This is a genomic window from Bacteroides sp. 519 (genome assembly GCF_010500955.1).
Taxonomy (GTDB): domain Bacteria; phylum Bacteroidota; class Bacteroidia; order Bacteroidales; family Bacteroidaceae; genus Bacteroides.
The window spans coordinates 73,851-95,957 of sequence record NZ_QVMJ01000016.1 but is presented as its reverse complement, the minus strand read 5'-3'; the positions used below and the strand labels follow the sequence as shown (position 1 = coordinate 95,957).

General features: G+C 38.0%; 14 protein-coding genes, 1 tRNA gene and 1 pseudogene. 12 read left to right on the top strand and 4 right to left on the bottom strand.

Annotation, left to right across the window (positions count from 1 at the left end; translation table 11 throughout):
- Nucleotides 1-1,346: 1,346 nt before the first annotated feature.
- The 6 genes from D0T85_RS14420 to D0T85_RS14395 all read left to right on the top strand — a co-directional run bounded on the left by D0T85_RS14420 (nt 1,347) and on the right by D0T85_RS14395 (nt 14,862).
- Nucleotides 1,347-4,565 (top strand): TonB-dependent receptor, encoded by a 3,219-nt coding sequence (locus D0T85_RS14420; RefSeq protein WP_163214223.1) that lies wholly within the window; start codon nt 1,347-1,349, stop codon nt 4,563-4,565.
- Nucleotides 4,566-4,592: 27 nt separating this feature from the next.
- Nucleotides 4,593-6,221 (top strand): RagB/SusD family nutrient uptake outer membrane protein, encoded by a 1,629-nt coding sequence (locus tag D0T85_RS14415; protein WP_239060730.1) that lies wholly within the window; start codon nt 4,593-4,595, stop codon nt 6,219-6,221.
- A 31-nt stretch (nt 6,222-6,252) separates the two neighbouring features.
- A complete protein-coding gene (locus D0T85_RS14410; protein WP_163214221.1) occupies nt 6,253-8,061 on the top strand; it encodes a hypothetical protein in 1,809 nt (602 codons plus the stop codon).
- An 89-nt stretch (nt 8,062-8,150) separates the two neighbouring features.
- On the top strand, nt 8,151-11,045 hold the full coding sequence (locus D0T85_RS14405; protein ID WP_163214220.1) for a pitrilysin family protein: 2,895 nt from the start codon (nt 8,151-8,153) through the stop codon (nt 11,043-11,045).
- Between the two features lie 241 nt (nt 11,046-11,286).
- On the top strand, nt 11,287-14,232 hold the full coding sequence (locus tag D0T85_RS14400) for a DEAD/DEAH box helicase family protein (RefSeq protein WP_203558489.1): 2,946 nt from the start codon (nt 11,287-11,289) through the stop codon (nt 14,230-14,232).
- A gap of 204 nt (nt 14,233-14,436) precedes the next feature.
- Nucleotides 14,437-14,862 carry a hypothetical protein gene (locus D0T85_RS14395; RefSeq protein ID WP_163214219.1) on the top strand — a complete coding sequence of 142 codons (426 nt, stop codon included), beginning with the start codon at nt 14,437-14,439 and terminating at the stop codon, nt 14,860-14,862.
- Between the two features lie 8 nt (nt 14,863-14,870).
- Here D0T85_RS14395 and D0T85_RS14390 read toward each other — a convergent pair whose 3' ends face one another.
- Entirely contained in the window at nt 14,871-15,416 is a 546-nt protein-coding gene (locus D0T85_RS14390; RefSeq protein WP_163214218.1) for a hypothetical protein, read from the bottom strand.
- Between the two features lie 275 nt (nt 15,417-15,691).
- On the opposite strand from D0T85_RS14390, the gene D0T85_RS14385 reads away from it, so the two are divergent.
- The 3 genes and pseudogenes from D0T85_RS14385 to D0T85_RS14375 all read left to right on the top strand — a co-directional run bounded on the left by D0T85_RS14385 (nt 15,692) and on the right by D0T85_RS14375 (nt 17,532).
- Complete coding sequence (locus D0T85_RS14385; RefSeq protein ID WP_163214217.1) at nt 15,692-16,792, top strand: hypothetical protein; 1,101 nt, start codon at nt 15,692-15,694, stop codon at nt 16,790-16,792.
- Between the two features lie 70 nt (nt 16,793-16,862).
- Nucleotides 16,863-17,072, top strand: a pseudogene (locus D0T85_RS14380) (tyrosine-type recombinase/integrase); the annotation flags it as partial.
- Between the two features lie 91 nt (nt 17,073-17,163).
- Nucleotides 17,164-17,532 carry a hypothetical protein gene (locus tag D0T85_RS14375; protein ID WP_163214216.1) on the top strand — a complete coding sequence of 123 codons (369 nt, stop codon included), beginning with the start codon at nt 17,164-17,166 and terminating at the stop codon, nt 17,530-17,532.
- A 200-nt stretch (nt 17,533-17,732) separates the two neighbouring features.
- Here D0T85_RS14375 and D0T85_RS14370 read toward each other — a convergent pair.
- The 3 genes from D0T85_RS14370 to D0T85_RS14360 all read right to left on the bottom strand — a co-directional run bounded on the left by D0T85_RS14370 (nt 17,733) and on the right by D0T85_RS14360 (nt 19,732).
- A tRNA-Lys gene (locus D0T85_RS14370) sits at nt 17,733-17,805 on the bottom strand.
- Between the two features lie 198 nt (nt 17,806-18,003).
- The gene (locus D0T85_RS14365) at nt 18,004-19,137 is read right to left on the bottom strand and encodes an AI-2E family transporter (RefSeq protein WP_163214215.1); all 1,134 of its coding nucleotides are present in this window, start codon (nt 19,135-19,137) and stop codon (nt 18,004-18,006) included.
- The gene (locus D0T85_RS14360) at nt 19,130-19,732 is read right to left on the bottom strand and encodes a thymidine kinase (RefSeq protein ID WP_163214214.1); all 603 of its coding nucleotides are present in this window, start codon (nt 19,730-19,732) and stop codon (nt 19,130-19,132) included. The genes D0T85_RS14365 and D0T85_RS14360 overlap by 8 nt, the downstream gene beginning before the upstream one ends.
- Before the next feature lie 177 nt (nt 19,733-19,909).
- Here D0T85_RS14360 and D0T85_RS14355 point away from each other — a divergent pair, with 177 nt between their 5' ends.
- From D0T85_RS14355 to D0T85_RS14345, 3 genes are read left to right on the top strand one after another with little or no spacing between them, the layout of a single operon-like run.
- A complete protein-coding gene (locus D0T85_RS14355) occupies nt 19,910-20,452 on the top strand; it encodes a hypothetical protein (protein WP_163214213.1) in 543 nt (180 codons plus the stop codon).
- Nucleotides 20,453-20,465: 13 nt separating this feature from the next.
- A complete protein-coding gene (rsmI, locus tag D0T85_RS14350; protein WP_163214212.1) occupies nt 20,466-21,140 on the top strand; it encodes a 16S rRNA (cytidine(1402)-2'-O)-methyltransferase in 675 nt (224 codons plus the stop codon).
- A 24-nt stretch (nt 21,141-21,164) separates the two neighbouring features.
- Entirely contained in the window at nt 21,165-22,025 is an 861-nt protein-coding gene (locus D0T85_RS14345) for a hypothetical protein (protein ID WP_163214211.1), read from the top strand.
- Nucleotides 22,026-22,107: the final 82 nt, after the last annotated feature.

Here is a 22,107-nt window from a genome sequence, read left to right as displayed (position 1 = left end):
AAACCATAACTAAGTGCAGGAAAGTAGAGACTTTTATTTATAATAGTCCAAGGTTTTCGGCAAGAAACTCCAAGGTTTTCCAAGAGAAACTTCAAGGTTTTGACTTCACTAGCCTGTATTATTCATACTAAAATAAAAACACAGAGGTCACAGAAACACGGAGCTTTTCCTTGTGCTGAACACAGAGTTCTTGTATGACAAAAGCGAAGCCTCGTGAGCTTTGTTTTCTCTTTGCCACGTAGTGGCTATCTGTTCATAGCCCCGTGTGGAAGCACGGGGTCTTGGTTGTGGCACCTTTCCTTGCGCCCCATCGGGGTGCTATGTGGAAAATAACATAGCACCCCGATGGGGCGCTTGCCATATTTGCTTTTGGGGTCCCCGCGCTCCCGCACGGGGCTATGAACAGATAGCCACTACGTGGCCCTCCGTGTTCAGCACAAGGAAAAGCTCCGTGTTTCTGTGCCTCCCTGTTTTTATTCAATTCCCCTACGTATAACATTCGTTGTAAATAGATTGATGATGTGTTGTACAATCACAGTTTATTCACTGTAGATAGAATGGAAAATGACAACCTGTTGATTTCATCTGAATATGTTACACGGATTATGTAAAATTACAATGATACGATAATTAAACGCAGTATAGTCGAAAAGAAAAACACGAACAAACGATAGCAGAAAGAAAATGGTAATGCCATGGCAACAGAACAGAACAGAACATAACAGAAAAGAACATCAGTAGAAAAAGATAAAAAAGAAACTGCTGATGCTGATGCTAGTTGAGAGTTGAGAGTTGAGAGTTACGATGCCGCATGGAACTCTCAACTCTCAACTCTCAACTACAAATGAACTGCATTTGCACCCTAAATGAACTGCATTTGCATGCAAAATGAACTGCATTTGAGGTACAAATGAACTGCATTTTAGGTGTAAATGAACTGCATTTTTGGATGATGGATACGCAAATGAAGCAGATTTACGCGTATCCATCCCTATAGCTTTTTCTGTCATTTTGATTTGTTCACATATCAACGTATAAAATTAGCTTATGACTGTTTTAGAAGAGCAAAAGAAGAATTATTCCTCTGTTTTTCAGCAAAAAGGTTATTAAAACCGGTTTTACATCCTCTTTTTGCATATTCTAATTGTAAGCATTACGATTGAATACTCTAACTTTTACCCTCGGTTTATGTGTTATAAAGCACAATTTTCAAGCAATAAATAACAAAATGATATTATTTGAAGCTTTTTTTATCAAATCAGTTGCTTTTTTCAGTTTTATTAATATATTTGCAAATTGTTAGAGTAAAAACAATTAATGTAAAGTTAAACTTTAAGAGAGAATTTATGAAAAGAAAATTAATGCTGTTATTGACCTGTCTTTTTGTAAGCATAGGTTTGGTAACTGCCCAAACACAGACAGTAACAGGGACTGTTATTTCTGAGGAAGACGGGCAACCAGTTGTTGGAGCCTCTGTATTGGTTAAAGGTACCACTAACTTGGGTACAATTACTGATATAGATGGTAACTTTTCTATTTCCAATGTACCAAGTTCTGCAAAAACTTTGTTGGTATCGTATATTGGGATGATAAGTCAAGAAGTTGCAATAAAACCTAATCAGAAAATATTTTTAAAGCCTGACTCTCAATTGATTGACGAGGTTATAGTAGTAGCTTTTGGAACAGCAAAGAAATCTGCTTTTACTGGGTCGGCCAAAGTAGTTGGGGCCGAAAAACTGGAGCAGTCGCAAGTAACGAATGTGACAGATGCTTTGGCAGGTGCTGTACCAGGTGTGACGCTGACTTCCAATAACGGTGCACCAGGTGCGAAGGCATCTATCAAAATTCGTGGTTTTAGCTCACTCAATGCAGGAAACGATCCTTTGATTGTTGTGGATGGTGCTCCTTACAGCGGGGATATTAGCAATATCAATCCTAACGATGTTGAATCGATGACGGTATTGAAGGATGCGGCTTCTAATGCGCTTTATGGTGCACGTGGTGCCAATGGCGTGATTATCATTACTACTAAAAGAGCCAATATGTCGGGCGAAGCCAAAGTGTCTTTTGATGCTAAGTGGGGAGCCAACACCCGTGCGTTGCAGAAGTATGACGTGATTAGCGATCCTGGTATGTTCTACGAGACGCACTATACTGCAATGAATAATTACTATAAAAATCAGATGGGTATGAGCGATCAGGCTGCATGGCTTGAAGCAAACAAGAACCTGTTTGGTACCAACGGCGGTTTGGGATACAATGTTTATACTGTGCCTGATGGGCAATATCTCATCGGTCAGAACGGTAAACTTAACCCCAATGCTACACTGGGTAGAGTAGTGAATTATAAGGGACGTGACTATCTGCTCACCCCAGACGATTGGAGTGATGTAGGTCTGCGCACCGGTTTGCGTCAGGAATACAATTTTTCAGTAAGTGGAACCAATGAAAAATCTTCTTTTTATCTCTCTTTGGGTTACCTTGGAAATGAGGGTATTACCAAAGGATCGGACTTACAACGTTTTACTGGCCGCTTGAAAGCTGATTATCAAGCCAAGAAATGGATGAAGATTGGCGGTAATATGGCATATGCACGATACGAAACTAACTCTTTGGGCAACAATGGCTCCAGTAGCTCTACCGCTAATGTTTGGGCATTTATATCTCAGATGGCCCCCATCTATCCCGCTTATGTGCGCAATGCAGATGGTAGCATTATGATGGACAAGAACAACCTTCAGATGATGGACTATGGTAGCGGTATCAATGCTGGTATGCAGCGTCCTTTCATCGCTGATGCCAACCCTATTCAGGATAATAAACTCAATACCAGAAATGCGGAGGGAAATGCTCTCAACGGTAATGCTTTTGTGGACATCACGCCTCTGCCGGGACTGAAAGTAACGCTGAACGGTACGTTCAATCTGGACGAAACGCGTTTTTCTTATGTTTACAATCCTTATTATGGACAGTTTGATTCTACCGGTGGTACAGTGAGCAAATATCACCAACGTATTTATGACTATAATCTGCAACAGCTTGTGTCATATGCCAACTCATTTGGAAGCAATAATTTCGACATTCTGTTGGGGCATGAGTATTATGATTACCGCTTCTATAATTTAAGTGCCAGTAAGTCGCAGATGTTTTCTCAGGAGAACAAAGAGTTGGATGGTGCCATTATTGACGGACAAAGTGCCTCTTCTTACAAGAACCGTCGTAATAACGAAGGTTATTTCGGTCGCTTGCAATACAACTACGACGAACGTATTTTCGGTTCTGCTTCTTTGCGCCGCGATGCTTCCTCACGTTTCCATCCAGATCATCGATGGGGTACATTCTGGTCGGTAGGTGGTGCATGGCTCATCAACAAAGAAACCTGGTTTGATGTTTCTTGGGTACAAGAATTGAAGGTGAAGGCTTCAGTCGGTTCGCAAGGTAACGACAATATCGGTGAATTCCGCTATGTAGACCGGTTTAACATTATTAACTCCAACAACATTCTCGGTACTTCGTTTAACACTAAAGGTACTAAGGATATCACTTGGGAAACCAATACTAACTTCAATATCGGCGCAGAATTCCAGTTGTGGAATCGTGTGAGCGGTAGCATTGAGTATTACAGACGTAAAACTTCGGATATGTTGTTCTCTTTCTCTGTAGCTCCCTCATTGGGTTATTCTGCTTATGTGGATAACGTAGGCGACATGGTGAACAGCGGTGTGGAAATGGACTTCAATGTGAATATTTTCGATAAACGGAACTTTACGTGGGACATAAACCTGAATATTTCTACTCTGAAGAATCGTATCACAATGCTCGACCCCGACAAACTGATTACTACCGAATATACAGCTGGCGGCAAGGGATACAAAGGGTACTCTAGTGGTAACTTCTTTATTGGCGAAGATTTATCTATGTTTACATGGCGTATGAAGGAATATGCAGGAGTAGACGAAGAAGGAAGAGCCTTGTATTATAAGAATACTAAGGACGAGGCTGGTAACATCACTGGTCGCGAAACAACTTGGAACCATTCTAATGCTGACTATTATATCACAGAGAAAAGCTCTATACCTAAAGTGTATGGTGGTTTCGGTACAAAGTTGAAGGTGTATGGTGTAGACTTTGGTATTAACTTTACATACCAGCTTGGAGGTAAGCAGTATGACGGTACATATGCTTACTTCATGACATCACCTAAAGGTTCGGCAGGTTACAACTATCATAAAGATATTTTAAACTCATGGACGCCAGAGAATACAAGCGCAAACATTCCACGTTTCCAGATGAACGACGATTACTCAGCTTCGATGTCCACACGTTTCTTGACGGATGCCAGCTTCTTGAATATTCAGAATATTAATGTAGGCTATACATTGCCTTCCAAATGGACAAAGAAAATGGCTGTTAACTCGTTACGTGTGTACATGTCGGCAGAAAATGTATTCTATTGGTCCAAGCGTAAAGGTTTTGACCCGCGTCAGTCATACAGTGAGACCACCAATGCTACTTATTATTCGCCAATGCGTACCGTTTCCGGTGGTGTATCATTTGAGTTCTAAACCTAAATATTATAGATTACAATGATTATGAAGAAAAATATATTCAAACTGTTTTCGGCCATAGTAGTATCGACCACGGTACTAAGCGGCTGTATAGAAGAGGTTTTTCCCGAAGATTCCACTGCGACTTCCGACCAAATCGGCGCATCGGCCACAGCACTTGAGGCAGCAGTCAGTGGTATGCCGTCGCAAATGGTGCAAGGCTATCTGGTATATGGAAAGCAAACTCACGAGACCGACATAGCTTATCCTTCGCTAATGCTGGCTCAGACGGAACTGTTGGGTGATGTAGTGTCTGGAGATTATGGGTACGACTGGTGGTGGCGCTTTAATGCCAACAATGGCATGAACGACACTGGTTATTTCTCATATCTACCTTACTTTACTTTGTATAAATTCGTAAAGTCGGCCAATGATGTGATTGCAGTTGTTGACGTTACCGACCCCACGATTACTGATGATATGCGTGGATTTGGTAGTATATCTCATGCCTTCCGTGCGTTTAGTTATTATACGCTGATGGTATTGTTTGAACCGGTAGAAAATATCTATACAGATTGTAGTAAGGTCTTAGGACTGACAGTGCCTATCGTGACAGAGGAAACCACTAACGACATAGCAAAGAGTAATCCGCGTGCTACTCACGAAGAATTGATGGCTTTCATTCTTTCCGATCTCGACAAGGCTGAAATAGGTTTGGAAGACTATACGCCCACCAGCAAAAACTTCCCTGATCTGGCGGTAGTATATGGCCTGAAAGCTAAGGTGTATATGTGGGATGGGCAGTTTGCTAAAGCTGCCGAGTATGCCCGTAAGGCCATTGATCAATCGGGAGCAACACCTATAACCGAAGCACAGTGGCATAATTCCACAACCGGGTTCAATACAGCTACTTCTGCATGGATGTGGTATCTTCACCCCACGGCCTCCAATATGGGTAATCTTTCTAATTTCATTGGGCACATTTCCAATGAGGCCGATTGGGGGTATGCTTCTTTATCAAAACTTCAGATGGCACGTTCGCTCTATGACGGAATTCCTGCTACAGACTTCCGCAAGTATTCTTTCCTTGATCCAGACAGAAGCGTATACGCTTATCAGTCAGTGAGAGGAAATGCTTGGTTGGCAGACCAGCCGGACTATATGTCGTTGAAATTCCGTCCCGCAGGTGGTGATTATAACACCTATTCCGTGGGTGCAGCAGCTGATATCCCTATAATGCGCGTAGAAGAGATGTATCTTATAGAAGCTGAAGCCACAGGTGCTAGCCAAGGTGTGTCTGCAGGTGTACAGTTATTGAATAATTTTGTGAAACAATACCGTCAGACTGATTACGATTTCAGTACAAGTGATTTGCGTAGCCTCCAGCTTGAGGTATTGAACCAGATGCGTATTGAGTTCTGGGGCGAAGGTATCGCATTCCCCACAGCTAAGCGCCTGAAACCGGATGTCATTCAGAACTACGAAGGTACCAACTTTATAGAAGATATCTTCAAGATAAATTGTAAGGGTGTGAAACCTAACTGGACCTTAGTGATTCCTAAAACTGAAGTCGATTCAAACACAGCTCTTCAGGGAATGAACAATCCAGATCCATCCGGTGCTATTCCTACACGTCCTACTCCGATAGGAGAGTTTGCACCAGGTAACAATTAACCAATGAACTAACTTATAATAGAATTTGTATATGAATAAGATAAAAAATATATTTGGTATTTTGTTAGCATTGGCTGCCATGACTACTTTCTACTCATGTGATGATGAGGTGAAATATACACCGGCAGAAAAGGTTGACAACGCAGAAGTGTTCTTTTCGCCCACCAACAGTACGACCGTTAATTTGTCGAACTTATCAAATTCGTTTCAGGTTGCGGTCGCCAGAATCAAAACTGATGAGGCTATTACTGTACCGTTGACCGTATCAGATCCCAGTGGGTTCTTTACCGTACCCACTTCTGTCTCTTTCGAACAGGGTTCAGCTAATGCTGTTATTAGTATCGGTTATGATTACGACGACTTTGAATATGACCAGTTTACCGAATTGAAGCTAACTATCGGTGATGCATATTCCACCCCTTATGGTATCTCAGAGTGTATTATGTCAGTAGGAGTTCCTGAGCCATGGTCTGAGTGGACAGAATTTGGTACGGGTACTTACACATACAATCAATATTTGAATGGTACACATTCTGGGAAGTTGTACAAACAGCAATATCTGCTCGATCAGGATATAGCAAGATTCAAGTTCGATAATATATTGTCCAGCTATGGAGTTGGTGCTTCGCTTGTTCTCAACTTCAACAATACTACAAATCAGATCACTCTTACTGAGCCTATTCATGTAGGGGACCATGACTCTTATGGAGAAATATACCTATTGGATGTAGTTACCTATGCAAATGTCATCAGAGGTGGAACAGGCAATTGGGCTGGATTTACTTACGATGAATACCCCTGTTCTTTCAATCCGGAAACAGGTTTATTAACGCTGAATTTGATATATTATGTTGGCGCAGGTTCTTTCGGTAAGGTCGGAGTACCAGAAACTTTCCAACTTAGTGGTTATGCCGACTACTCGGCCTCAGTTAGCTATACAGGACGTTTCACCGATTTAACAGAAGAAGATTATGCAATAGGCAATGTCATTTTTGGTGCAGATGTTGCTTCTGCTAAAGTTGCTATGATTGAAGGTAAAGACATAGATGCAGCAGTTAGTGGTATCATCGATGGTTCCTTGGAATCAATAGAACTTAAAGAAGGTGGTAAAATAGAATTCCCTTGTGCTGCTACTGGCGATTATTCGTTTGTAGTGGTTACTTATAATGCTTCGGGCGTTGCTCAGAAGAATGCTTCTGTCTCATTTAAGTTTACGTCAAGTAAGGATAATGCCGAAACCTGGAAGTCGTTAGGTATGGGTATGTATACGGAAGCTATTATGGGTCCCATTTTTGAAGCGCCAATCCTATCTTATGAGGTTGAAGTGCAGGAAAGTGAATCAAATCCGGGTAAATTCCGTTTGGTCAACCCTTATGGTGAAGCATTCCCCCACAATGAACCGGGTGATTGGGACGATAGCAAGAATTACTACATGGAAATAAACGCAATGGATCCGGAAGCCGTATACATAGAATATCAAGGTATGGGTGTTGCCTGGGGATATGGCGAATTCTCGATATATAGCTATGCTGCATATTATTTAGATAATGATAAAACTCTTGAGGATGCAAAAGCTGCAGGATGTGTTGGTAAGTATGCTGATGGAGTTATTACATTCCCTGCAAATACAATTCTTTGGTCAATGGAAAATCTAAATAACGGAAATCTAAGTGTATCTTCTAGTGGTGATTTTAAAGTTGTTTTGCCTGGTCATGGTAGAAGTGTATCAACAGTTGCTGCTACAACCAGATCCATAAGCAAATCAATAAAAGTAAATCCTGTAAAAGCAGATTTGAAGATAAATACTTTAAAAGTTCATAAAGCAGTGATTTTAAACTAATTGAGAAGTTAAATAAAAAGATAAAGGGGTGTCATATAGTGCGCCCCTTTATAGTATTGAATATTATAGAATTTCTTTATACTTAACCCATGAAAAAACTTATTCTAGTATTAACACTACTCATTGGTATAAGTACCATTACTTATGCTCAAGGTCTCAAAGCCTTTAAACTTAAAAACGGTCTTTCCGTTTTTATTTGGGAAGATGACACTCAATCCGATGTATACGGTGTAGTTGGCGTTCGCGCTGGTTCTGTTAATGATCCTGAACAATACACAGGACTTGCCCATTACCTTGAACACCTCATGTTTAAAGGCACACAAAAAATCAGTACTCTGAACTGGGAAGAAGAAAAACCCATTTACGAGCAGATTATTGCCAAATACGACGAGATGGCTAATGAAATCGACCCCGAAAAAAAGAAAGCTATAAATGCAGAGATTAATGAATTAACCATTGCAGCAGCAAAAGTAAGTGTATCCAACGAATATTCCAACTTGATGGAAAGTATGGGTGCAAAAGATGTAAATGCCGGAACAAGTCTTGATTATACACTTTATCATAATTCATTCCCGGCCTATCAAATTAATAAATGGTTGGAAATATCCTCGCAGCGTTTTATTAATCCGGTATTCCGTACCTTCCAAACAGAACTGGAAACAGTTTACGAAGAATATAATCGTGGCCAGGATAGCCCAGGTAGAGCATTGTCTGAATATATACGGAGCAAAGCATTTGAGGGACATCCATATGCACGCAATGTGTTAGGATTACCGGAACACTTAAAAAATCCCCGGATTAGCGAACTTATTAAATTCTATGAAGATTGGTACACACCTGAAAATATGGTGCTTATACTAGTTGGTAACATTAAAGCAGAACAAATAAGTACTCGTATTGCTGCTTCTTTTGGCAAACTACCTGCAAAAAAAACTCCCGAACGGAAAGTGTATCCTGATCTTGATATTAAAGGCCGTAAACAATACTCGGCTAAAGTAGGAAATTATCCGATGGCAATTCTTGTTTACCCGGGTGTACCTGTAGGGCATCCCGATGAGAAAGCATTGAAAATAGCCTTGTCTTTATTAAGAAACAACAGCGGTACAGGAGCATTAGATAAGTTAACTATTGATGGAGAACTTATGTATGGAGGAGCCAGTCTCGCTTCTTTCCGTGAACAAGGTCGCTGTATTGTAGAAGCAATTCCATTGTACGATCAGAACCAGAGACGCTTTGACTCTAATAAAGCAGCAGAGAAAAAACTACTAAAAGCCATTGAAGATGTAAGTAATGGTAAGTTTGATGAATGGCTCATTGAAGCAATTAAGATAAATATGTGTCGGCAGTATGACCTCGCTTTGGAATCAAATGAAAATCGTGCTGATATGTTACTTGATGCTTTTATAAATGAAGAAGAACTTTCGTCTGTGTTAGAGTATAAAGAGGAAATAATGGCTGTAACTGTAGATGATATTAAACGTGTAGCCAAACAATACCTTTCGGACAATTACATCGCTTTACACACAGAAAAAGGAAAAAATGATAAAAAAGAAAAGATACAAAAACCCGGTTTTAAACCGGTTGAAGCACCAGTAGGTAAACAATCTCTTTATGGCCAACAATTTAAAAACATGCCTATTGGAGCTGTGGAAGAAAAGTTCATGAATTTTGACGAAGTACAAATAAAGCAAATTAACGACCGTTCCAAAGTGTTTTATACGCCTCATACTGAAAACGAAGTGTTTACATTAACCCTTAAGTATGGAGTAGGAACAAAAGAATATCCCAAGTTGGGGGTTGCTGCCGATTTGATGAACAATGCTGGAGTTATGGGCGCCTTTGAACCACAGGAATTAAAGAAAGAATTCAGCCGGTTAAATGTAACCAGCCGTGTGTCGGCAACGAAAGATTATCTGACCATTACCATGCAAGGATACGAAGGAAGTCTTGCCGAAGCTTGTCAGTTATTGGCACGCCAGATATTGATGCCCAAACTAGATGATAAGCAATTGAATAACATAAGAGGTAGTATTCTAGGAGCTCGTCAGCAACGTAAAGACAATGTACAAACATTGGGAGATGCACTGATGCAATACATTCGCTATCAGGATAACTCTCAGTACATCGATGAACTTACAGATAAAGAAATTATTGAACTTTCGATTTCGGAACTAACGGGAGATATAAATCGGGCTTCAAACTATGAAACCGAAATACATTATACTGGTTCCATGCCCTTTGAAACTGTGTATGATATATTAAGTAAAAATCTGCCATTGGTTGCTAACGAAAAACCATCACAATCACCAACAGTGACGAAGTTTGCCGAGGTAGCCGAAAATACTGTCTATTTTTTACCAAATACACAAGCCGAACAGGCACAGATATATTTCTTTATGCCAACAATTGATTATAATAAAGAAAATGATGTGCTTAACGATGCATTTTATCAATACTTTTCGGGTAGTTTCAATGGATTAGTGTTATTGGAACTTAGAGAAAAACGTTCGATGGTTTATACAGCTTATGGTGCTGTGGCTACACCTGTATTACCAAATCATCCTAGCTGTTTTGTCGGACAAATCGGTACTCAGAACGACAAGGCGATTGAAGCTTTGACTCTTTATATGGATTTGCTGCGTAATATGCCCGAAAATCCGGAACGTATTGATAATATCAAGAGCTATTTACGTCAGGAAGCGTTGACTTCTCAACCCTATATACGTTATAAATCACAGTTTTTTGAAGGTTATAAAAGAAAAGGTTACACCCAAGACCCTGCCAAAGAAAACCTGCCTAAAATTGATGCTTTAACCTTTGATGATATTGTAAAATACTACAAAGAAAACATTAAAGACAAGCCTATTGCAATAGGTATTATGGGAAATCCCAAAGACATCAATATGGATGAACTAAAGAAATTTGGAAAGGTAGTTCGCTTAAACGAAAAGAAATTGTTTAATTCGAAAGATAGTTTCTTCTAAAATACTGATTTATAATGAGGGCGTATTAATTTGATACGCCCTCATTGTTAATCAGAATCTTTTCTTCTTTAATAAAGCATATTTTATCAATACCCAGAAGTTAATCGTTACATTTGTGGTAAATTACCTAAATTACCAATAAACGAATTATGCTGATAAATCCCAAAGTGCTTATAAAGCTATTGTTATGCTCTAATCTGCTATTCTTACTGCCATCATTACATGCTAATAGTAATGTGCATTGACAAAGAACGATGATGTAATAATGAACATGTCAGAATCTGACTTACGAAAGCGTGTCGCAGAACTAGAGGCTGAGAATGAAAGGCTGCGGAAAATACTGGGGATTTCTCAAAGGGAATATATCCCACAAGAAACCCCTCCGGTTTCGGATATTCCAGAACAAAGTAATATTAAAAAGCCCCATGTCCCCTCAATCAACAAATACAGTACTCCCGATGAAAAAATAGAGTTATTTCAATCATTATTTCAAGGACGAACAGATGTATATGCTAAACGATGCTACAGCAAGAAACATGGGAGCAGTTATTACATACCAGCATGCAAAAACGAATGGGTAAGAGGTTTTTGCGACAAGACACGTGTCAAATGCAAAGATTGTCCTAACAGACACTTGTTGCCTTTAACAAAAGAAGTAATCAATAGCCATTTGCGAAACAAAGACGAACATGGTATTGGCATTGTTGGCATTTATCCACTTCTATTAAATGACAATTGCTTATTTCTAGCTGTTGATTTTGATGAAGAGAAATGGGAAGAAGATATAGGCACATTTCGCTCCATATGCGAAACATACAGTATTCCAGTAGCCATCGAACGATCTCGTTCAGGAAATGGGGCACATGCATGGATATTCTTTGAAGAGCCTGTGCCAGCAATATCCGCGCGAAGATTGGGAAACGCACTTTTAACAAAAGCCATGTCAGTAAGGCATGAAATACGTTTTACCTCATATGATCGAATGTTTCCTAATCAGGATTTTATGCCTAAAGGAGGTTTTGGAAATTTAATTGCATTACCATTACAAGGGGGAGCCCGTAAAAATGGGAACAGTGAATTTATAGATGAAAACTTTCTGAGCTATCCTGATCAATGGGCTTATTTGTCTTCTATTAGAAAAATAAGCTTGGAAGAAATCGAAAATATGCTTGTTGTATTATGCAAAGGAAATGGATTGGGCGAACTTGGTCATTTGGAGCATGAAGAAGATAATTCATTAAACTTATTCAAGCCTTGGGAAAATAAGAGCACTGAAAGTATTCTTGAAAAGAAAGATTTTCCAGATACTCTAACAATTGTTGATTCAAACCGTTTATATATCTCTAAAGACGGAATAAGTCCGCGAGCACTCAATCGTATTAAGCGGTTGGCTGCATTTTCTAATCCATTGTTTTATAAAACACAAAAGATGCGGATGTCTACTTATGGTATTCCCAGAATTATCTATTCGTTAGAAGAAACGGATAAATATATTGGAATTCCACGAGGTTGTTATTCTTCACTTATTCATTTGCTTGAAAATTTAAAAATAGAGTATGTTTTTGATGATAAACGGAACAAGGGAAAGTTGATTAATGTCAGTTTCAATGGCTTGCTTCGGGAGGAACAACAATCTGCTAAAGATACTTTACTTCAATATGAAAATGGTATATTATCTGTTCCAACAGCTTTCGGAAAAACAGTGATTGGGGCTTCGCTCATAGCAAATAGAAAATGCAATACTTTGATTTTAGTTCATTTACAAACGTTATGTGACCAATGGAAGAAAGCATTAGAAGAATTTCTTGAAATAAACGAATCTTTACCAGAACCAGAAAAGAAGCGGGGACGAAAGAAAGTCCATTCTATAATTGGTCAGATAGGCTCTGGAAAAAATACCTCATCAGGAATTATAGATATTGCACTTGTACAAAGTTTAGTTCATGACAATGAAGTGGATGATATCGTAAAGAGTTACGGTATGGTAATAGTTGACGAATGTCATCATGCTTCTTCACTTAATTATGAAAAAGTACTTAGCAAAGCAAATGCCCAGTATGTCTATGGGTTGACTGCGACCCCCAAACGACAAGATGGACAACATCCTATTACCTTTATGCAATGTGGGCCGATACGGTATAATGTTAGTGCAAAAGAACAAGCTAGTAAACGAAACTTTGAGCATTATGTAACACCCAGCTTTACCAGATTCCGAAAACCCTTTACGCAAGTGGAGTCTGATTGGCACATTACAAAAATATACGCGGCTCTTGCAGAAGATGAACTTCGTAATCAACAGATAGCCACCGATGTATGTGAAGCTGTAGCGAATGGTAGAACACCCATCATACTAACTCAGCGAAAAGAACATGTCATTCAGTTGGCCGCCATTCTTGAGAATAAAACCAATGCACAAATTCTCACTCTTGTTGGAGCCAACTCAGCAAAAGTAAAAAGCAAAATGATGGAATCATTAGCAATTGTTTCACAAGATGAAAAACTTATTATTATTGCTACTGGAAAATACATTGGTGAGGGATTTGATTATCCACGCTTGGATACTTTGTTTCTTGCTTCTCCGATTGCTTGGAAAGGAACATTGGCGCAATATGCTGGACGTTTGCATCGTGAATACCCTGGCAAGCAGGATGCTGTTGTTTATGATTATGTAGATATTCATATTCCTGTTTTAGAAAGAATGTATCACAAACGATTAACAGGCTATGCTCAAATTGGCTATAAAGTTTTATCATCAAAGAATGAACCAGATAGAATCAGTATGATTTATGATAGTAATACTTTTGTCTCTGCAATAAAAAATGATTTTATAGAGGCAAAAAACGAAATTAGGATAGTATGCCCCTATATTCGAAAGAAACAGCTCGGAGTGGTACTTGAATGGCTGAAAGTTCCTCTACAAGCAGGAGTATCGATTACTGTTATTACACAACCAATAGAATCATACAAAGGACAAGAACAGGTAAGAAAATACATTGAAATCCTTCAAACAAAACTAACAGTTATACAAAAAACAGATATTTATCAAAAGTATATTGTTGTAGATGACCGGATAGTTTGGTATGGAAGTATTGGACTTTTTGATTTCGGTAACTTAGAAGATACTATTATGAGGCTGGAATCTAAAGAATTGGTGGATGAGTTAGAAAAATTTCAAAAGGCGTTTTAATGTTGACATTTTAATACGCCCTCATTATTAATCAGAATCTTTTCTTCTTTAATAAAGTATATTTTATCAATCCCCAGAAGTTAATTGTTACATTTGTGGTAAATTACCAATAAACGAATTATGCTGATAAATCCCAAAGTGCTTATAAAGCTATTGTTATGCTCTAATCTACTATGCTTACTACCATCATTACATGCTAGTAATGTGGAAAAACAACAGATAGACACTCTTGCTATTGTTTCAGAATTAAGAAGGGATGTACTGAAATTGCAGAAAACCAAGGATCCTACTTTAGTGAATGATAATATATTTGGCGATTGTATTTATGCCTATTTAGATAAAGAGTTTGATGTAAACATAACCCCTAAAGAGATACTTAACAACTTAAATAAATTGTTTGATAAATATTTCACTCAAGCAATCAACGAGAAAACAATCAATAAGGATGTTGCTTTTTTTGTTAAAGACGAGACGGGACTTAAATGGATTGAAACATATACAGGTCAAGAGGTAAATTGTATACGCATTTCCATAACTATAAACAATGACATATTTGAACATTCAAGGCTGTATTGGTTCATAAAGAAAAATAGTAACTGGTTATTTTATGGACTAACATGTACAGGATAATTAGCCATCTAATCCTCATAAAAGTCACAAGTCTCACATTTTTTATAAACATATGTAATGATGAATTTCTTGCAAACTAAATTTTTAGGTATATCATCAGCTATGTTAAATTCCCAATCAGTCCATTTTAACAACAATTGATATTTAGAAATATCATGGTCTGTTAAATACAATGTGTCATTCAATATTTTTATATTAAATTCCACAGTTGGGCTGTTTCTAACCAATTCTTTGTACAAAAAACGATCGTTGTCCAGGATATAAGAGATTGGATAATCAAAATAAGATTTATCTTTGGTATAGGCCTTACCATTGTTGTCTGTGTGAAATTTGTATACTGTTTTTGCTTTCAATTTGGAAATCCAATCATCTAATACTTTAAATGTAAGAGTGTCGAACATCTCATAATTAGATTCTACCTCTGCAATAATATCTATATTCTCCCAACATCCAAGAATTTCTTTTGAATAGTCAACTTGAGATTGTGCAATTTGATTTTGCCCAAAGGAACAAGTAGATAATGATAATAGTATGAAAAGTAAATAACACTTCATTTTATTGAATATTATCTGCAAATATAACTTTTTGCTGGTATTATGGCAAACTCTTTATTAACAGATCGTCATATTGTTGTTATCCGTATCCCAGACTTTTAGTATTTTTGCGCAATACGCATTTAGCCTATAGAATGGAAGGAGTTATCGCTTCGCTAGAAGTTAAAGGAGTTAAAGCTTTAGATGCTTTGAAGTATCTTAGAGCTATAAATTCCTGATAACTCCCTTTAACTCCTTCCATTCTGGAATATGAATAATTTTAAAAAGGAAAAGATATGAAAAAATTAGAAGAAGTAAATCCATTCAAATCAACCGTTGTAAAAACGGATTTTGGAACGATAACCACTTTGCTTACAGAGAGTGGAATTTCTGAGCACGGCTCAATCAGTTTTGAAAGCAAAACACTTTTGGCAAATTATGTTTATGCTAAAAACGAAACTTACAAATTGGTCTATACCGTCGTTGACAAGGAGGGGAAGCACGAAAGTTTTGCTGAAAATGACGGAATTTTACCCATGTTATTTTTAAGCCCTGAAAATGAGGCATACGTTTCTGTTGTGCCCTATGATCCTGACAAAGAGTTGGAAATAAGCATACCTGTTTTCAATAGAGAAAGTATAGATTTGCCAAAAGGCAGTCGACCCTTCGTAGGGAAATTCATTGGTACTACAAAATTATTTTCCATATTTTATGATGTTGACCTTTGGTCGGACACGAAACCCGACAAGCTTCTTGCTGTTGAATTTAAAAACGGCGCAATTAAGAAAAAACATAATGTCAAAATTTCATTGCCAAGAAACAACAAAATTTTTATAGCCGATAACGAAATTCACTTATTAGCAAACGACGGCAAAAGTTGGCTGCATAGGCAAATTGACGAAAAAGGAAATGTTGTTCGCGAAAGAAAAATACAGCCAACCAAGAACTGCTTTTCCGAAATATTTAACCTGTCTTTCAACGAAAACTCATATATTTGGTGTGCAAAAGGAGGCGAAATTTCGCTCGAAATTGTTTCCCCAAACGGAAAATGCGAAAGTAAAAAACTGGCTGACATTGGCGGTGAATTTTACAACACGTGGAAACCAGTTAAAATATCGGCAGATACATACGTGGCAACATTCAATGGAGATTTGGGCAACGGTTGGTTTACCATAAAAAACGACCAAATTTTAGAATTGTTTTACAGCAAAGGTGAAAAAGGCTACAAAAACCTGCTCACAAACGAGGTTTTACAAATGAATAACGAAAATTTGTGTATTTCGAGTGTAAACAAAACCGTTGAAAATGGCTATGCTGTTGTTTTCTATCCAATGACCGAACGAGGAATAAAAAATAAAGAATTGATAATATTAAATCGAGAAATAACGATGATGTAATAAAACAATGTGAATTTGTACTAACTAAAATGAAGTTCAAATGAAGCGGCAGATATTTTTATCATACTAGGCAAGAAAAGCCGGAATAAAACACCGGGTACATTTGCACATGCTTCGACATACTTTCGCTACTCACCTGCTGGAACGAGGGACTGACCTAAGAACCATTCAGGAGCTTATGGGGCATAACGATATAAAGACGACCTCAATTTATTTGCACGTGTCTAATGCTTACAAAGCCAAAGTTCCAAACCCGTTGGATAGTTTGGATGATGATTAGATTATGACCTATTAGAGATTAGGAACTACACTATAAGGTGTGGTTATTGAATAATTAGCAACGAGAATGTAATCAATATAAAAACAGAAATATGAAAGAGCTTACTGATAATGAATCTGAAATTCTGATATTTGAGTGTAATAGATTAGAGATTAATCCAAAAGAATATTGGATAGAAATAATAGAAGTTTCATTCATAAAAGGTGATAACTACATTTCAATTTCAAGACTTTCGTATGAAGATGAAATTTATATAGAATACAATGACCAAATAAATTGTTTGTATTCCAACTATAAAGATGTAAAGTTTGAATTGAAAGAGAATATTCTATCTATCCAAGTATGGAATAATAATAAGAGATATAATATGCCTTGCAAAATACGGATTGTTTTAAATACTAATTGTAATAGTCTCAATGAAACATTTGAAATTTTGCAAGCACCAACAAAAGATTTATAAATGACGTTGCTAACGAGCGAATGAACTGCCCCCTAATCGTTTTTTTGGGGGGGAAGGGGGTACGATTTGGATACTCAACCGTGTCTTTTCGTGCCCCTTTTTTGTCTTTTAAGCAAGACTGAAACAATAAAAAAAGTCCTACAATACGTTGATATTGTAGGACTTGTCTCTTTTTATCGCCGTTTGGCGATATTCTTCTGTGATCCGCCTGGGGCTCGAACCCAGGACCCCAACATTAAAAGTGTTGTGCTCTACCTGCTGAGCTAGCGAATCAATCCTTTATTGCGGTTAAGCGGGTGCAAAGATAGGGACATTTCTTTAAAAAACAATAGGAAATGAAAATATTTTTAGGTTTATGCTCATTTTTTCTTCTTTAACCACTTAAATCGTCATTGCTGAACACAGAGTTATGGCAAAAACGAAGCACAAAACAAAGAACTGTATCTCTGTGACTCTGTGTTTTAATTTTAGTTAATTCTTGGATTTTTCTTTCTTTTGAGGCTTATTCCGTATCTTTTTTACGATAGGTTCGTGCCCAATAATAAACCTATGATAATAAGAAAGGATTAAGCTAGTTAAAGGCAAAGCTATGATAAGACCAACAAAACCCATAAGAGAACCCCATATTGATAACGACAATAAAATAATGGCAGGATTCAGTCCGGTAATCTTTCCCATTATACGCGGAACGATGTATCCGTCTTGGATAAGCTGTACAACAGCAAAAACAATGAGGGCGGATAAAATTATAAACCAGAAGTTTTCGCCCGTATCGGCAGCTTTAAGAATTGCAAGCATTATTGTAGGCAAGAAACCAACAATTTGAAGATAAGGAACAAGATTCAGCGCACCAATAAATAGCCCCAAACCAATAGCCATTGGAAAATCAATAATAAGGAAACCAATAGAAAACAATATACCCACACAAAGAGCTACCAATGCCTGACCACGAAAATATTTATTCATTCCCTGTTCAACATCCATTAACAGATTACGCGAGAAAGAACGGTATTTCCTGGGAATCAAGCGTATCCAGCCGGTGGCTATTGTTTCGTAATCGAGCAAAATAAACACCACATACAAAATTACAATAGCCGAAGCCAATATACTGAATATAACACTGATCGACTCGGAAAACAGTACCCATAACTTTGGTAGCGCAGTTCTGACTGTATTCATAATATTCTCTTCGCTAAACCACTTACTCCACAAAGTTATATCAATATTATCTTTCAGAAACTCTGTGAGGCTATCGGGCACGTTTGCCGAACTGTTTTGAATACCCGTAGTAAAGAACGTTACCAGCAAATCTTTTACTTTTACGAACTCCGAAATCATTGGAGGTATCAAAAGCCATATTACTAATAATATGATAATCAGCAACAGCAATAAGGTACAAGCAATGGATAAGGCCCGATTTTTAAACCGCAGCTTATACTGGAAGAATTTTACAATAGGATAAATAAGGTAAGCAATCAACCATGCAATAAAGAAAGGCAAAAGAACTCCACTAAGGCGGTCGATAAGTGTAAGTACACCAATAACAATAGCAAATCCGAGACAAAAGCGGATAAAACTATCAAAAGTAATTTTCTTCTCAAGCATAATTTGAGTTTTTAAGTTTCTGAGTTTTTAAGTAACACGATCTACATAAGGGTTCGTATTTTTCTGTTTCACCAAGCAATACTTGCTTATCACTGGCCACTGTGCGGTGCGAAAAATTAGCCAGATTACCACACTTTACACAAATAGCATGCATTTTAGAAACCTCTTCGGCAATGGCACATAGTTCGGGCATAGGACCAAAAGGCTTTCCCATGAAATCCATATCCAATCCGGCAACAATTACCCTTATTCCATTATTAGCCAGTTTCTCGCACACATCAACAATTCCTTTATCAAAGAATTGGGCCTCGTCAATAGCTACAACATCAATTTCCGAAGCAAAAAGCAAAATACTTGCTGAGGTATCTACCGGGGTCGAAGCAATCGTAGTACTATCATGCGATACCACATTCTCTTCCGAATAGCGTGTGTCGATAGCTGGTTTAAATATTTCTACCCGCTGTTTGGCAAACTTTGCGCGACGCAATCTGCGTATCAGCTCTTCTGTTTTACCCGAGAACATGGAACCGCATATCACTTCAATCCGTCCACGCTTATTTGTTTCCTTTATATTATCTTCCGAAAAAAGCATCATAATCCTGTTGAGAGTTGAAAATTACCATCAGCAAAAGTAATATTTTTGTTTAAAGAGATTATAAATACAGGTTCAAAAAAGAAGATTAGGTGCAAGAACTGTTAAATAATAACCTTTTTTTAATAAACAGATATTATTTATTCATACATTTGCGTGCTTAACATAACAGATTCATTTATGGAAATGGTTCTTGCCGATTTGGAATTAGATTTGAGAGAAATCAGGTATTTAACACGTGATTTAACTCACCAACCGGATGAGGCATTAATTGAAGTCACTAAAAGAAGAATAAATCAGATGCAAACTCATCTGGAAGGGCTTCTGTTGGAAATGGACAAGTTATCTGCAAAAGAAGATAAAGAAGAAGATATTATCGTTGAAGAAAAAGAAGAGGAAACAATAATTCCTCCTGTTACCACCCTGTATACCGATGAGGAGGTTGTTATTAAAACCAACGAACCGGTTGTTACGCTGGCTCAGCAAATAAAACCAATCGTAAATTTAAAAGAGGCATTTACCCTGAATGATACTTTCAGGTTCTCGCGCGAATTATTTAATGGAGACATAGGACACATGAACCTGGTACTAGACCAAATGGTTCAGTTGGAGGATTGGGATTGTGCAGTAACCTACCTAAAGGAGGAAGTTAAACAAGACGACCCCAACAGTGCCGAAGTTTTTGAAGAATTCCAGGAACTGATAAAGAAATATTTTATCTGATACTTTTTATTGTATGGGCAAGTTATATGTAATACCTACCCCTGTTGGCAATCTGGAAGATATGACTTTCCGTGCCATACGTCTGCTAAAAGAGGTTGACTTTATTCTGGCCGAGGATACCCGTACATCAGGTATCTTGCTAAAGCACTTCGAGATTAAAAAACCAATGTTTTCTCATCACAAGTTTAATGAACATAAAACCGTTGAAACTGTTGTTAATAGAATAAAGGCGGGCGAAACCGCAGCTCTTATCTCTGATGCAGGCACACCGGCAATATCCGACCCCGGATTTCTGGTTGTACGCCAATGTGTACGAGAAGGCGTTGAAGTAGAGTGTTTACCAGGGGCTACAGCTTTTGTGCCGGCACTGGTGGCTTCGGGACTGCCTAACGATAGGTTTTGTTTCGAAGGATTCTTGCCACAGAAAAAAGGTAGAATGACAAGACTTAAGTCTCTGGCCGAAGAGTCGCGCACAATGATTTTTTATGAATCGCCCCACAGATTGGTTAAAACGTTGAATCAATTTGCCGAATATTTCGGTGCGGAAAGACAGGGAACTGTATCGCGCGAAATATCTAAATTGCACGAAGAAACCATAAGAGGAACATTAACCGAACTTATAACACACTTCACCACGGTCGATCCCAGAGGTGAAATTGTAATAGTGATTGAAGGAATAAACAATTAATAGTTAAATTAAAAAGTAAAGCACATGAAAAAGTTGTTTTTATTATTAATTAGTGTAACCGTAGTAATGGCTTCATGTGATGGCGTTACCGGTAAAAGTAAAAAGTTGCAAGCCCAGAACGACTCATTGGCCACTGTATTAACACAACGTGATGCCGAGTTAGACGAAATGATGAGCACATTCAATAATATTCAGGAAGGGTTCCGTCAAATCAGTGCAGCCGAAAACCGTGTAGACTTGCAACGTGGGTCTGTATCCGAAAACGCAGCAACTGTACGCCAGCAAATAGCTTCGGACATTGAGTTTATTTCTAAAACAATGGAAGAAAATAAAGCTGAAATAGCAAAGCTGCAAGGCATGTTAAAGAAAAGCAATACAAACTCGGCACAGCTTAAAAAAGCAGTTGAACGGTTACAATCCGAATTAGCCGAAAAAACCAGACGCATTGAGGAATTGCAGGAAGAACTGGCTTCGAAAAATATTCGTATTCAAGAACTCGACGCCGCAGTAACTACCTTGCAAGCCGACAAAGACTCGCTGACTGCCGAAAATGATTTGCAGACCAAAATTGTTGCCGAACAAGACAAACAAATGAATGCTGCATGGTTTGTTTTCGGAAACAAATCGGAATTGAAATCTCAAAAGATTCTTGAAAGCGGAGATGTACTGAAGAGTGGAAACTTTAACAAGGATTATTTTACTCAGATCGACATTCGTACTACAAAAGAAATTAAACTGTATACCAAACGCGCCGAGCTGTTAACTTCTCATCCATCCGGTTCGTATGCACTGGAAAAAGATGATAAAGGACAGTTAACTTTACAGATCACAAATCCTCAGTTGTTCTGGAGCGTTTCTAAATACCTGGTAATACAGGTTAAATAAGATTGTTTTTGAAACGCAGATTAACGCAGATTAGCGCAGATTATTAAATGTCAATCTGCGTTAATCCGCGTTAATCTGCGTT

What these genes read in the sequence shown, in the direction of transcription:
- D0T85_RS14420 (WP_163214223.1), top strand. Translation starts at nt 1,347, where the DNA reads ATGAAAAGAAAATTAATGCTGTTATTGACCTGTCTTTTTGTAAGCATA.
- D0T85_RS14375 (WP_163214216.1), top strand. Translation starts at nt 17,164, where the DNA reads ATGAAAGAGCTTACTGATAATGAATCTGAAATTCTGATATTTGAGTGT.
- rsmI (WP_163214212.1), top strand. Translation starts at nt 20,466, where the DNA reads ATGGGCAAGTTATATGTAATACCTACCCCTGTTGGCAATCTGGAAGAT.
- D0T85_RS14405 (WP_163214220.1), top strand. Translation starts at nt 8,151, where the DNA reads ATGAAAAAACTTATTCTAGTATTAACACTACTCATTGGTATAAGTACC.
- D0T85_RS14415 (WP_239060730.1), top strand. Translation starts at nt 4,593, where the DNA reads ATGAAGAAAAATATATTCAAACTGTTTTCGGCCATAGTAGTATCGACC.
- D0T85_RS14345 (WP_163214211.1), top strand. Translation starts at nt 21,165, where the DNA reads ATGAAAAAGTTGTTTTTATTATTAATTAGTGTAACCGTAGTAATGGCT.
- D0T85_RS14385 (WP_163214217.1), top strand. Translation starts at nt 15,692, where the DNA reads ATGAAAAAATTAGAAGAAGTAAATCCATTCAAATCAACCGTTGTAAAA.
- D0T85_RS14410 (WP_163214221.1), top strand. Translation starts at nt 6,253, where the DNA reads ATGAATAAGATAAAAAATATATTTGGTATTTTGTTAGCATTGGCTGCC.
- D0T85_RS14360 (WP_163214214.1), bottom strand. Translation starts at nt 19,732, where the DNA reads ATGATGCTTTTTTCGGAAGATAATATAAAGGAAACAAATAAGCGTGGA.
- D0T85_RS14355 (WP_163214213.1), top strand. Translation starts at nt 19,910, where the DNA reads ATGGAAATGGTTCTTGCCGATTTGGAATTAGATTTGAGAGAAATCAGG.
- D0T85_RS14390 (WP_163214218.1), bottom strand. Translation starts at nt 15,416, where the DNA reads ATGAAGTGTTATTTACTTTTCATACTATTATCATTATCTACTTGTTCC.
- D0T85_RS14365 (WP_163214215.1), bottom strand. Translation starts at nt 19,137, where the DNA reads ATGCTTGAGAAGAAAATTACTTTTGATAGTTTTATCCGCTTTTGTCTC.